The 13,548-nt window shown below is 60.5% G+C and carries 11 protein-coding genes; 6 read left to right on the top strand and 5 right to left on the bottom strand.

Annotation, left to right across the window (positions count from 1 at the left end; all coding sequences use genetic code 11):
- Positions 1-13: 13 nt before the first annotated feature.
- On the top strand, positions 14-907 hold the full coding sequence (locus tag HU754_RS12210) for a LysR family transcriptional regulator (protein WP_186624593.1): 894 nt from the start codon (positions 14-16) through the stop codon (positions 905-907).
- A gap of 19 nt (positions 908-926) precedes the next feature.
- On the opposite strand, the gene HU754_RS12205 is transcribed toward HU754_RS12210, so the two are convergent.
- On the bottom strand, positions 927-1,874 hold the full coding sequence (locus HU754_RS12205) for an aldo/keto reductase (RefSeq protein ID WP_186624592.1): 948 nt from the start codon (positions 1,872-1,874) through the stop codon (positions 927-929).
- A 112-nt stretch (positions 1,875-1,986) separates the two neighbouring features.
- Between HU754_RS12205 and HU754_RS12200 the strand changes: the two genes are divergently transcribed.
- Both HU754_RS12200 and HU754_RS12195 read left to right on the top strand, forming a co-directional pair.
- Complete coding sequence (locus tag HU754_RS12200; protein ID WP_186624591.1) at positions 1,987-2,757, top strand: alpha/beta hydrolase; 771 nt, start codon at positions 1,987-1,989, stop codon at positions 2,755-2,757.
- A gap of 274 nt (positions 2,758-3,031) precedes the next feature.
- On the top strand, positions 3,032-3,898 hold the full coding sequence (locus tag HU754_RS12195; protein ID WP_186624590.1) for a CAP domain-containing protein: 867 nt from the start codon (positions 3,032-3,034) through the stop codon (positions 3,896-3,898).
- On the opposite strand, the gene HU754_RS12190 is transcribed toward HU754_RS12195, so the two are convergent.
- From HU754_RS12190 to HU754_RS12180, 3 genes are all read right to left on the bottom strand, one after another.
- A complete protein-coding gene (locus HU754_RS12190; RefSeq protein ID WP_186624589.1) occupies positions 3,868-4,809 on the bottom strand; it encodes a DHH family phosphoesterase in 942 nt (313 codons plus the stop codon). The genes HU754_RS12195 and HU754_RS12190 overlap by 31 nt on opposite strands.
- A gap of 101 nt (positions 4,810-4,910) precedes the next feature.
- The gene (locus tag HU754_RS12185) at positions 4,911-6,194 is read right to left on the bottom strand and encodes a Zn-dependent hydrolase (protein WP_186624588.1); all 1,284 of its coding nucleotides are present in this window, start codon (positions 6,192-6,194) and stop codon (positions 4,911-4,913) included.
- A 136-nt stretch (positions 6,195-6,330) separates the two neighbouring features.
- Positions 6,331-7,815, bottom strand: a complete 1,485-nt coding sequence (locus HU754_RS12180; RefSeq protein ID WP_186624587.1) for an NCS1 family nucleobase:cation symporter-1 — start codon at positions 7,813-7,815, stop codon at positions 6,331-6,333.
- Positions 7,816-8,441: 626 nt separating this feature from the next.
- Between HU754_RS12180 and hydA the strand changes: the two genes are divergently transcribed.
- From hydA to preA, 3 genes are all read left to right on the top strand, one after another.
- Complete coding sequence (gene hydA, locus HU754_RS12175) at positions 8,442-9,881, top strand: dihydropyrimidinase (RefSeq protein ID WP_186624586.1); 1,440 nt, start codon at positions 8,442-8,444, stop codon at positions 9,879-9,881.
- A 156-nt stretch (positions 9,882-10,037) separates the two neighbouring features.
- Positions 10,038-11,405: an NAD(P)-dependent oxidoreductase gene (locus HU754_RS12170; RefSeq protein ID WP_093440892.1), complete on the top strand. Its 1,368-nt coding sequence runs from the start codon at positions 10,038-10,040 to the stop codon at positions 11,403-11,405.
- A complete protein-coding gene (preA, locus tag HU754_RS12165; protein WP_093440896.1) occupies positions 11,406-12,680 on the top strand; it encodes an NAD-dependent dihydropyrimidine dehydrogenase subunit PreA in 1,275 nt (424 codons plus the stop codon).
- A 211-nt stretch (positions 12,681-12,891) separates the two neighbouring features.
- Here preA and HU754_RS12160 read toward each other — a convergent pair whose 3' ends face one another.
- Positions 12,892-13,512, bottom strand: coding sequence for a TetR/AcrR family transcriptional regulator (locus HU754_RS12160; RefSeq protein WP_007919317.1), 621 nt, complete (start codon positions 13,510-13,512; stop codon positions 12,892-12,894).
- Positions 13,513-13,548 lie beyond the last annotated feature (36 nt).

Below are 13,548 nucleotides of genomic sequence, written 5' to 3'. Positions count from 1 at the left end.
AGGACACTCATCAATGCTTCGAGAAAACGCCACCGACCTGCTCGCCTTCCTCGCCGTGGCCCGTGAGCGCAGTTTCACCAAGGCCGCGGCCAAGCTCGGTGTCTCGCAGTCCGCGTTGAGCCATACCATCCGCGCACTCGAAGCCCGTTTGGGCCTGCGTCTGCTGACCCGTACCACCCGCAGCGTCTCGCCCACCGAGGCTGGCGAGCACCTGTTGCAAACCATCGGCCCGCGCTTCGAAGAGATCGAAGTGGAACTGGCGGCACTGAGCAATCTACGTGACACCCCGGCGGGCAAGATCCGCCTCAACGCCACCGACCATTCGCTGGACTGGCTGCTGCGCCCAGTACTCAAGGAATTTCTGCCCAAATATCCGGACATCAGCGTCGAGGTGAGCTGCGACTATGGTTTCGTCGACATCGCCGGCCAGGGTTTCGACGCTGGCGTGCGCTTGGGCGAGGACGTCGCGCAAGGCATGATTGCCACCCGCATCGGCCCCGACATGCGCATGGCGGTGGTTGGCTCACCGGCCTATTTCGCCAAACGAATCGCGCCGCAAACGCCACGCGATCTGACCGAGCACGCCTGCAACAACCTGCGCCTGCCCACCAACGGCGGGTTGTACAGTTGGGAGTTCGAGAAGGATGGCGAAAGCCTGAAAGTGCGGGTCTCCGGGCAGATCACTCTGAACGGCGTCTACCCGTTGCTCGACGCTGCGCTGGACGGTTTTGGCCTGAGCTACATCCCGGAGAACATCGTCGCGCCGTATCTGGCCGACGGCCGTTTACTGCAAGTGCTGGACGAGTGGTGCCCGACGTTTGCCGGTTATCACCTCTACTACCCGAGCCGACGTCAGGCGGCGCCGGCGTTTGCGTTGTTGCTGGAGGCGTTGCGCTATCGCGGTTAAGCGCCGTCTACGAGATCGATTATCCCGCGGCTAACGCAATCAACTGATGCCGTTGCGCATCGGTGAGCATCGGCCCGAACCCGGCCTTGGCGTTATCGGCCATATAGCGCGGATTGCCCGTGCCCGGGATCACGCAAGTCACCGCCGAATGCGAGAGCAGAAACTTCAACGCCAATTGTGCCCAGCTGTTGACCTGCACATCCGACACCCAGCCCGGCAACGGTTTGCCTTTGAGCCGGGCCAGCAGTCCCCCGCCACCGAACGGCCGATTACAGATCACCGCGACGCCACGTTCGCGGCATAAAGGCAAAATACGTTTCTCCACGCCTCGGTCATCGAGGGCGTAATTGATTTGCAGAAAGTCCAGTTGTTCGGCCTTCAACACCGATTCGACTTCCTCATAGGCCGAGGGCGTGTAATGGGTGATGCCGATGTAACGGATCCGTCCCTGAGCTTTCCATTCACGCAAGATCGGCAGGTGGGTTTGCCAGTCGAGCAGGTTGTGGATCTGCATCAGGTCGATGCGTTCGGTGCGTAGCAGGCTGAACGACTGTTCCATCTGCGCGATGCCTTCCTTGCGCCCGCGCGTCCACACCTTGGTCGCCAGAAACGCTGGCGAACGCGGTTCGTGGATCGACAGCAGCTCACCGGCAGTCTGTTCGGCGCGGCCATACATCGGTGAACTGTCGATCAGCGTGCCGCCCTTTTTGAACAGCTCATCGAGCACCGCCGGCAATTGCCGATAGGCCGGGTCACCGGGGGCGACGTCAAAGCCGCGATAGGTGCCCAGGCCCACGATGGGCAGCGACTCGGCACTGGACGGGATGGCACGGGTCTGCATGGTTTGGCCTCCGGTGGTCGTGGACGTGGTGGTTGTGGACAGCGCCCGATCAATGGTGAAGACCGCCGAAACCCCGGCAGCCAGCGTGAGCAATTGGCGACGGGAGTAACCCTCAGTGTGGCTCATGCTGGTTCCCCTGCTGCGTGGATCTGTTGCCTGTTGTGTGTGCGAGCGGCCCGGTGGCAGGGCTGAACTACACTGCGACAGCGATCCTTCACACACCGTTAAAAGTAGCCGAATGTCCCGAACCCTGATGTCACTCGTCGCATTGATCGTTGTCGTGTACCTGGTGCTGTGCGCAGCGCTGTTCTTTTTTCAGCGCTCGCTGATCTATTTTCCGCAGCCCAATACCGTCGGCGGCAGCGACTCACAACTGATCCTGTCGATGCCGGACGCGCGGGTTTCAGTGATCACCCGCGAGCGCGTCGGGCCACGGGCGCTGATCTATTTCGGCGGCAATGCCGAGGACGTATCGCGCAATCTGCCGGAGTTTGCCGAGGCGTTTCCCGATTACGCAGTGTATTTGCTCAACTATCGCGGTTTCGGTGGCAGCGGCGGTTCACCGTCGGAAGCGGCGATTGCCGAGGATGCCTTGGCACTTTTTGATCAGGTGTACGCCAGCCACCCGCAGGTTTCGCTCATTGGCCGCAGCCTGGGATCGGGCGTCGCGGTGCGTCTGGCCAGTCAGCGGCCGCTGCAACAGCTGATTCTGGTGACGCCTTACAACAGCCTCGAAGAAATCGCGGCGCGCCAGTATCCGTGGGTGCCGGTGCAGTGGTTGCTCAAGGACCGATTTGAATCCGGCAAGTACGCCGCGCATATCCGCGTGCCGACGTTGTTGCTCGCGGCCAGTGATGACGAGGTGATTCCGCGCGCCAGCACCCAGCGTTTGCTGGAAAGTTTCCCGCAAGGCGTGGCGATGCTCCGGGTGGTGCCGGATTCGGGGCATAACTCGATCTCGGATCGTGCGCAGTATTTGCAGTGGATGAAGGATGTGTTGAATCGGTGATAGTGGTCTGCCTGTGTCTTTTGTATTGTTTTCAGTGACGCCATCGCGAGCAGGCTCACTCCTACAGGGGAACGCATTCCAAATGTAGGAGTGAGCCTGCTCGCGATAGCGTCATCCGGCGCAACATAGCGCTCTGTTTGATTCCACTGTTCGTCGCTTCGCCGTAAAGCCTTCACCGCCCCTTGAACCAAGTCGAAAAAGCCCAGTCCTACTCGCGCCGCTTTCTGCGGCTCACTCAACTTTTGCGCTGTCCCTCTTCAGAGCTGCTCGTCTCATGCGCCACGCCGTTCGTTCGTCTCGCTTCGTTTCGCTGTGCCTGCTGATCCTTTCGCCGCTGTTCGCGGAAACCGCCCATGCCGGCGCGGAGCGACAACTGGTGGCCGCCATCAACGACTATCGTGCCCATCCACAACGTTGCGATCGACGTCCGGCACAACGCCTGGCGCCGTTGGCGCTGAAGTCGAACCTGGCCTTGCCGATCGGTTATCGCTACGCCGGCGGCATGCGTGAAGCGCTGAAGTCGTCCGGGTATTCCGCCATCGCGGTACGCAGTATTCGCGTGATTGGGGCCGAGGACGCCGAAGAGGCCTTCGACTTGCTGCAAGACGAACACTGCGCCGCGCTGCTGGATGCGAGCTATGCCGACATCGGCATCAGTCGTTCGCGTAATGAATGGCAAGTGGTGTTGGCGCAACCGGTGCTCGACAGCCGCGTTGGCGATAACCGCAGCGTCGGCAAGGCCTTGCTCGCTGAGGTCAATGCCGCGCGCGCCCGGCCACGGATGTGCGGACGCCAGCGCTTCGCCGCCGCCCGGCCGTTGAGCTGGAACGCAGCGCTGGGCGCCGCCGCGCAGGGGCACAGCAAAGCCATGGCTTACGGCAACTACTTCGCCCACCGCGATCCGGACGGCGACCTGCCTGCCGATCGCGCCCGTGCAGCCGGCTATCGCGGTCGGCAAATCGGTGAAAACATCGCCGCCGGACAGAGTTCACCGGGCAAAGCCATGGCCGGATGGCTGGCCAGCCCCGGGCACTGCGCCAACCTGATGAACCCGATGTTTACCCAGGTCGGTGCCGGGTTTGCCAGTGAAGCGCGCAGTGATGAAGGGGTTTACTGGACGATGGTGTTTGGTGCGCAGTGACTGCCAGCGTCCAGTGCCAATTTCAACAGTTCCTTGCGCAGCATTGAGGGTACGCGCACGGCCAATCCGCCCTGCCAGTCGAGTGGCAACAAGCGATTGAGCTTTTGCTGGCTGACCTCGGCTGGCGCCAGAAAGCAGCTTTCGCGGTCGCGGATACTGATCACATTCAGCAGCCAGTCATCGCCCTGCTCTGCCATCCAGCAATTGATCATCGGCCGGTGCTTTTGCAGCAAGGTGTCGGCATCCCAAACAGTCATTTGCGCGAAAAAGCATGGCAGGTTGCTCTCGGGTTTCATCCGTTTCGAGTCGGCTGCCAATGCAGCGGCAAGGTTCGACTCGATGTTGGCCTGGCACTCGAGAAAATACTGCCGGGGCCAGTCTGCCGGCAGTTTTGCCCGTGAAGCGAGGTCGACGTAAGCCTCGATGTCCGCTGGCGTGGTCATCTGCCCGGTGAAATTCTGCGTGTTGTCGAGAATCGCGGTGGCCAGCAAAGCGGCACTTTGCACGCTGATCTGCGGCAGCACACCGGCCGCCTGCCAGCGCTGAAAAACCTGAGTTGCTGCGGCGCCGATCGGGCGGATATCGGCAGCAGATCCAAGCTTCTGCTGCCAATAGTTTTCGTAGCCTGGATGATGGTCGATGACCTCCACCACCCGTTCAAGCACCACCAACGGGTCGAAATGGTGATAGTCCGAGACATCGACCAAGACAAACTCATCGTCCGATGTCGGCTGGTAGTCGTGAAAAGCCGCGCCCCAGCCGAGCACGCTTGGCGAAACGCTGGCGTTGGCAGGCGCGCTGCTGACGGCGCGGGCGGGAATGCCTTGCAGGTTGAGCAATTCGGCATAGGCAATGCAGCAGGCGTAGGCGTCAATGTCCAGATAGGACGCGCCGGAGGTGATGATTTTCATGGGCCGGCAACATCGCACAGGTTCGTGACGTTCGGGTGACAGGAAAAGATCGCAGCCTCGTTACACTCGACAGCTGCTGCAAGGCTGCGATCTTTTCATCTTCAAGCCGCCCGCTGCCCTCCCGCGACCATCGCCGAAGCCGCCAGCATCGCCCGCAACAACACCGCACACCCCGCCGCCAGATCATCCGGCGCGGCGTTCTCGATTTCGTTGTGGCTGATGCCGCCTTCGCACGGCACGAAGATCATTCCGGCCGGGCCGAGTTCGGCGAGGAAAATCGCGTCATGTCCGGCGCCACTGACGATGTCCATATTCGACAAACCCAGCCCTTTCGCTGCGCCGCGCACCGCTTCCACGCAGCCCTTTTCGAAGTACAGCGGCGGGAAGTCCGCTGTCGGCGTCAGTTCATAAGTCAGACCGTGTTCTTCACAGGTGGCTTCGATGACTTGTTTAACCTCGGCAATCATCGAGTCGAGGCGCGCCGGTTCCAGGTGACGGAAATCGAGGGTCATGCGCACTTCGCCGGGAATGACGTTGCGCGAGCCGGGATAGGCTTGCAGGCAACCGACGGTGCCACAGGCATGGGGTTGATGGCCGAGGGCGGCGCGGTTGACCGCACCGACGATCACCGAGGCGCCGACCAGTGCATCTTTACGCAGGTGCATCGGCGTTGGACCGGCATGGGCTTCGACGCCGCGCAGCTTGAGGTCGAACCACTTCTGCCCCAGCGCGCCGAGCACCACGCCGATGGTTTTCTGTTCGTCTTCGAGGATCGGGCCTTGCTCGATGTGTGCTTCGAAATAGGCGCCGACCTTGTGCCCGCTGACTTTACGCGGACCGGCATAGCCAATGGCGTTCAGCGCTTCACCGACGGTGACGCCGTCGGCATCGACTTTGGCGAGGGTTTCTTCGAGGGTGAATTTCTCGGCGAACACCCCGGAGCCCATCATGCACGGGGCGAAGCGCGAGCCTTCTTCGTTGGTCCAGACCACCACTTCCAGCGGCGCTTCGGTTTCCACGCCGAGGTCGTTGAGCGTGCGCAGGACTTCGACGCCGGCGAGTACGCCGAAGCAGCCGTCGAACTTGCCGCCAGTCGGTTGGGTGTCGATGTGGCTGCCGGTCATCACTGGCGGCAGGTCGGGATTGCGTCCCGGGCGACGGGCAAAAATGTTGCCGACGGCATCGACCGTGACGCTGCATCCGGCGTCCTTGCACCATTGCACAAAGAGGTCGCGGGCCTGGCGGTCGAGATCGGTCAGGGCCAGGCGACAGACCCCGCCCTTGACCGTCGCGCCGAGTTTGGCCAGTTCCATGAGCGAGGCCCACAGGCGGTCGCGGTTGATGTGCTGATGGCTCGATTGCAGAACGTCTACGGCTGCGTTCATGGGGATCTCCTCAGTGCTGATACCGATAGTTCCCACGCTCTGCGTGGGAACTCATCCATGGACGCTCTGCGTCCGCTGTTGGGACGCGGAGCGTCCCGGGCTGCATTCCCACGCAGAGCGTGGGAATGATCATGTGCTACACCGCCGACTTCACGACCGAAGGCTGCGCGCGCATCACGCACAACCCGTAATAAATAATCCCGCCCAGCGCCGAGCCGGTGAACCAGCCATAGCTGTAAAACCAGCTGAACGCATCGCTGCCCAGCGACATCACGGTCAACACCACCGGTACGCCAAAGGCAACAAACCCGGCCCAGTTCCACGCTGGATAGACGTCGTCGCGGTACAACCCGGCCAGGTCCAATTGCTGTTTCTTGATCAGAAAATAGTCCACCACCATGATCCCGGCGATCGGTCCGAGAAGGCTCGAATAACCCAGCAGCCAGTTGGAGTAGACACTTTCCAGGCTGACCTCGGAAACGATCCAGCCTAGCTTCTTCAACAGCTCATGCCCCATCAACAACAGCCCGACCAACCCGGTCAGCAACACCGCTTTGGTGCGGTTGATCACCTTCGGCGCGATGTTCTGAAAGTCGTTGGTTGGCGAGACAATGTTGGCTGCGGTGTTGGTCGACAGCGTGGCGATGATGATCAGCGCCATGGCCACCGCGACCCACACCGGACTTTGGATATGGCCGATCAGCGTCACCGGATCGGACACCGTCACACCGACCAGTTTCACCGACGCGGCGGTCATCACCACACCCAGCGCAGCGAACAGAAACATGGTTAGCGGCAGGCCGATGATCTGCCCGAGAATCTGATCTTTCTGGCTCTTTGCGTAACGACTGAAGTCCGGAATGTTCAACGACAACGTCGCCCAGAAGCCGACCATCGCCGTCAGGCCGGCGGCAAAGTAACCGTACACGCTCGCGCCTTCTGGACGTTTGGCCGGGATCGCCATCAATTCGCTCATCGATACATTGGGCATCGCCCACACCAGCAGACCGATGCCGACCGCCACCAGCAACGGCGCCGACAAGGTTTCCAGCCACTTGATCGACTCAGCGCCGCGAATCACCACCCACAGGTTCAGCGCCCAGAACACCATGAAGCCAATCACCTCCCCCGTGCCGCCAAGGGATTTCCAGCCCTCGAACACCGAGCCGAGAAACAGGTGAATCGCCAACCCGCCAAACATCGTCTGAATGCCGAACCAGCCACACGCCACCAACGCACGAATCAGACACGGCACGTTGGAACCGAGAATGCCGAACGACGAGCGCAGCAACACCGGAAACGGGATGCCGTACTTGGTGCCGGGGAAAGCGTTAAGTGTCAGCGGAATCAGGACGATGATGTTGGCGAACAGAATCGCCAGCAGCGCTTCACCGACGCTCAAGCCGAAGTACGCCGTGAGCACGCCACCGAGGGTATAAGTCGGCACGCAGATCGACATGCCGACCCACAGCGCGGTGATGTGCCATTTGTTCCAGGTTCGTTCATGCACCTTGGTCGGTGCCATATCGTGGTTGTAACGGGGACTGTCGAGGACGTCGCTGCCGGCTTCGAGTTCGAACAAGCCGTCGCGCTCGGTCACTTGCGATCTGATCTGTTGCATGGCCGCTCCACTGTTCTTCTGATTATTTTTTTGCTCATCAGGCGGCAGGCACACGCGGGTGCGAGCCGGACGATGGCCGGAGGAACTGACAACTTTCGTGCACCGGCCAAGGTGTCAGCGGCGGCATCAATAAACGTGCCGGGTGCCCCGCTTACGCATCGGGCCGAGGGTCAAACGCTTTGCAACTTTCTGATATTCATCAGTTTTAATTATTCACCGGAGGAGTTCGCGGAAACTTGTCTGGGTGCTCAGGCTAAACACCTGGCAAGTTGTCCGAACAGACAGGACTCAAACTGGTGCACTGCATTTATTTTCATCGTGAGCGAGCAGCCGCAGCTCAACTTCAAGCGGCTGATTTCACATAGGAAATCTTGCTCATATTTCCATCCTGTCAAGTGCGTCAAAATGGTGAACAGCCTCACCATTTTGGTGATTTACGTTTTTTATCGTTATTTTTCATACACTTAAAACAGTCATAAGCTTATAAAAAATAATCTTGCTCTATTGCAAATCTGCGACTAGTTTCTATTCCTGACAGCGCTGACAGGAATACGCCTTTCATCGCCGTACATCAATAAAACATCTAGAACCGGCACAAGTCGGTCAATGCCTGCGAGGAACTCGGAATGTCTCTGTTGATCCGTGGCGCCACCGTTGTTACCCATGATGAAAGTTATCGCGCCGACGTCTATTGCGCCGACGGCGTGATCAAAGCCATCGGTGAAAACCTTGATATTCCCGCCGGCGCCGAAGTCCTCGACGGCAGCGGCCAATACCTGATGCCTGGCGGCATCGATCCGCACACGCACATGCAACTACCGTTCATGGGCACCGTGGCCAGCGAGGATTTCTATAGCGGCACGGCGGCAGGTCTGGCCGGCGGCACCACATCGATCATCGATTTTGTGATTCCCAATCCGCAGCAGTCGCTGATGGAAGCCTTTCATCAGTGGCGCGGCTGGGCCGAGAAATCGGCGTCGGATTATGGCTTTCACGTCGCAATCACCTGGTGGAGCGAGCAGGTTCGTGAGGAAATGGCCGAGCTGGTCAGCCATCACGGGATCAACAGCTTCAAGCATTTCATGGCTTACAAGAACGCAATCATGGCCGCCGACGACACGCTGGTGGCGAGTTTCGAGCGCTGCCTGGAACTCGGCGCGGTGCCGACCGTGCACGCGGAAAACGGCGAGTTGGTCTATCACCTGCAACGCAAGTTGATGGCGCAGGGCATCACCGGGCCGGAGGCGCATCCGCTGTCGCGGCCGTCGCAGGTTGAAGGTGAAGCGGCGAGCCGGGCGATTCGTATTGCTGAAACCATCGGCACGCCGTTGTATCTGGTGCACGTTTCGACCAAGGAAGCCCTCGACGAAATCACTTATGCGCGCAGCAAGGGCCAACCGGTGTACGGCGAAGTGCTGGCCGGGCATTTGTTGCTCGACGACAGCGTCTATCAACACCCGGACTGGCAGACCGCTGCCGGTTACGTGATGAGCCCGCCGTTCCGTCCGCGCGGCCATCAAGAGGCGCTGTGGCACGGACTCCAAAACGGCAATCTGCACACCACCGCGACTGACCATTGCTGCTTCTGCGCCGAGCAGAAAGCCGCCGGCCGCGATGATTTCAGCAAGATCCCCAACGGTACGGCGGGTATCGAAGATCGCATGGCAGTGCTGTGGGATGAGGGGGTTAACTCCGGGCGTTTTTCGATGCAGGATTTCGTCGCCCTCACCTCCACCAACACGGCGAAGATCTTCAATCTCTATCCGCGCAAAGGTGCGATTCGCGTCGGCGCCGATGCCGATCTGGTGCTGTGGGATCCGCAAGGCACCCGGACCATTTCCGCCAAGACCCACCATCAGCAGGTGGACTTCAACATCTTCGAAGGCAAGACCGTGCGCGGCGTGCCGAGCCATACCGTCAGCCAGGGCCGGGTGGTCTGGGCCGATGGCGACCTGCGTGCCGAGCGTGGCGCCGGGCGGTATATCGAACGGCCGGCGTATCCGGCGGTGTTTGATTTGCTGAGCAAGCGGGCTGAGCAACATAAGCCGACTGCTGTGAAACGCTGAAATCCAGGCCTTCGGCCTTTGCGAGCAGGCTCGCTCCCACCTTTGAAACGCATTCCCCTGTGGGAGCGAGCCTGCTCGCGAAAAGGCCAGTCCAGGCAACACAAAAACCAATGCCCATCAGAGGCAGCACCTCAAATAACCGTGAGGCCATAAACCGTGATCGAGACCCTGAACCATCTCCCCCACCCGCACGAAAGCGCGGCCGCCCTCGCCGGGCATTTCACCGATCTGGCGCCGCCGCTCAATGACCGGCAGGCGCATCTGGAAGCCTCGCGCTGCCTGTATTGCTACGACGCGCCGTGCGTCAATGCGTGCCCCAGCGAGATCGACATCCCGTCGTTCATCCGCAACATTCATCAGGACAACGTCCCCGGCGCAGCGCAGAAAATCCTCTCGGCGAACATCCTCGGTGGCAGTTGCGCGCGTGTCTGTCCAACCGAGATCCTTTGCCAACAAGCCTGCGTGCGCAACAACGCTCAGGAGTGCGCGCCGGTACTGATCGGCCTGCTGCAACGCTACGCCGTGGACAACGCGCACTTCAGCGAACATCCGTTCCAGCGCGCCGCAGCGACCGGCAAACGCATCGCCGTGGTCGGTGCCGGGCCGGCCGGTTTGTCCTGTGCGCATCGCAGCGCCATGCACGGTCATGACGTGGTGATTTTCGAAGCGCGGGAGAAGGCTGGCGGTCTCAATGAATACGGAATCGCCAAGTACAAACTGGTCGACGACTACGCGCAGAAGGAACTGGATTTCCTTCTGCAGATCGGCGGCATCGAGATTCGTCACGGGCAGAAACTCGGCGAGAATCTGACCCTCAGCGAACTGCATCAGCAGTTCGACGCGGTGTTCCTCGGCCTCGGCCTCAATGCCAGCAAACAACTCGGCCTGCCCCACGAAGATGCGCCGGGCCTGCTCGCTGCCACCGACTACATTCGCGAATTGCGCCAGGCCGATGACCTCACGCAATTGCCATTGGCCGAACGCTGCATCGTCCTTGGCGCCGGTAACACGGCGATCGACATGGCCGTGCAAATGGCTCGCCTCGGGGCCCGCGACGTCAATCTGGTGTATCGCCGTGGCGCTGCCGACATGGGCGCCACCGGTCATGAACAGGACATCGCCAAAGCCAATCAGGTGCGCCTGCTGACCTGGGCACAACCGGAAGAGGTGCTGCTCGACGCTCAGGGCCAAGTGCGCGGCATGCGTTTCGCCCGCACCGATCTGGTCGACGGTCGCCTGCAAACCACCGGCGAGACCTTCGAGCTGGCCGCCGACGCGATCTTCAAAGCCATCGGTCAGGCGTTCGATGGCAGCGCCCTCGCCGACCCGTTGGCCCGTGAACTCAAGCGTCAGGGCGAACGCATCTACGTCGATGAAAACCTGCGCACCAGCATCCCCGGCGTGTATGCCGGCGGTGACTGCACCAGCCTCGATCAGGACCTCACCGTGCAAGCCGTGCAGCACGGCAAACGCGCCGCCGAGGCGATCAATGCTCAACTGATGCTTAACGTGGAGGCTGCGTAAATGGCCGATCTGTCGATTGTCTTCGCTGGCATCAAAGCGCCGAATCCGTTCTGGCTGGCCTCTGCGCCACCGACCGACAAAGCCTACAACGTGGTCCGCGCCTTCGAAGCGGGCTGGGGTGGCGTGGTCTGGAAAACCCTCGGAGAGGATCCGGCGGCGGTCAACGTGTCGTCGCGTTACTCGGCGCACTACGGCAATAACCGTGAAGTGCTGGGCATCAACAATATCGAGCTGATCACCGACCGTTCGCTGGAAATCAACCTGCGCGAAATCACTCAGGTGAAGAAGGACTGGCCGGACCGCGCGCTGATCGTTTCGCTGATGGTGCCGTGCGTCGAAGAGTCGTGGAAACACATCCTGCCGCTGGTGGAAGCCACCGGCGCTGACGGTATCGAGCTGAATTTCGGCTGCCCGCACGGCATGCCTGAACGCGGTATGGGTGCGGCGGTCGGTCAGGTGCCGGAATATGTCGAGCAAGTCACGCGCTGGTGCAAAACCTATTGCTCGCTGCCGGTGATCGTCAAACTGACGCCGAACATCACCGACATCCGCGTCGCCGCCCGCGCCGCCCATCGCGGCGGTGCGGACGCGGTGTCGCTGATCAATACGATCAACTCGATCACCAGCGTCGACCTGGAACACATGGTCGCCCTGCCCACCGTCGGCAGCAAAAGCACCCACGGTGGTTATTGCGGCTCGGCAGTGAAGCCGATTGCGCTGAACATGGTCGCCGAAATCGCCCGCGACCCGCAGACCCAGGGCTTGCCGATCTGCGGGATTGGCGGTATTGGCAGTTGGCGTGATGCAGCGGAATTCATGGCGCTGGGCAGCGGCGCGGTGCAGGTGTGCACGGCGGCGATGCTGCATGGGTTCCGCATTGTCGAGGAGATGAAGGACGGTTTGTCGCGGTGGATGGACAGTCAGGGTTACGCCAGCATCGCCGAGTTTTCCGGGCGCGCGGTGGGCAACACCACGGACTGGAAGTACCTCGACATCAACTATCAGGTGATCGCGAAGATTGATCAGGATGCGTGCATTGGCTGCGGGCGTTGCCACATTGCTTGCGAGGACACTTCACACCAGGCGATCAGCAGTCTGAAGCAGGCGGACGGTACGCATAAATATGAAGTGATTGATGAGGAGTGTGTGGGCTGCAATCTGTGTCAGATTACTTGTCCGGTGGCGGACTGTATCGAGATGGTGCCGATGGAGACTGGGAAGCCGTTTCTGGACTGGAATCATGATCCGCGGAACCCGTATCACGTTGCGGTCTAGATCGCCGACTGATCCAACAGCCCCCTCACCCTAACCCTCTCCCAAAGGGAGAGGGGACTGATTGGGGGATGCTTCAGAAATCCACCGACATGAACGATTTGCTTTGAATCCGCAATCGACTCGGTTTTTCAGGTCGATATATCTCGCAGGACACCTCGGTCAGCCCCCTCTCCCTCCGGGAGAGGGCTGGGGTGAGGGTTGGCTTTTGCTTTTAGGGTTCCAACCCGATCCCACGCAATATCACACTCGTCACCGTCTGCACCGCCCGTTCAAACTGCATGTCCGACAACGGCTGATGCTCATTCAGAATATTCACCTGATGATCAAAGTCAGCATAGTGCTGCGTCGACGCCCAGATCATGTACAGCAAACTCGACGGCTCCACCGGCAGAATCCGCTTGTCCTCGACCCACTGACGAATCTTCGCTTCCTTCATCTTCGCCCAGTCATACAGGCTGACATCCAGCGCCTCGCCCAACGTTGGCGCGCCGTGGATGATTTCGTTGGCCCAGACTTTCGAGCCGTACGGTCGGCTGCGCGAGTGGTTCATCTTGGCGCGGATGTAGCTGCTCAGCACCACGCGCGGATCGTCGAACATCTCAAAGCACAGCGCATCCTGTTTCCATACTTCCAGCAGATCGAACAGCACCGCGCTGTACAGCTCGCTCTTGGTGCTGAAGTAATAATGCAGATTGGAACGCGGCAGCTGCACCTCAGCCGCGATGTCGGCCATGGCCGTGCCGCCGAAGCCTTTTTCGGCGAAGACTTTTTCCGCCGCGAGGAGAATTTTCTCGACGTTGTTGCGACGAATCTCGATCTTGTGATTGCCCATGAGGGCTCCCTGACAACAGCGTTGCCCAAGACTAGC

Source organism: Pseudomonas zeae (genome assembly GCF_014268485.2).
Taxonomy (GTDB): Bacteria; Pseudomonadota; Gammaproteobacteria; order Pseudomonadales; family Pseudomonadaceae; genus Aquipseudomonas; species Aquipseudomonas neuropathica.
This window is presented reverse-complemented; position numbering and strand designations above follow the sequence as displayed.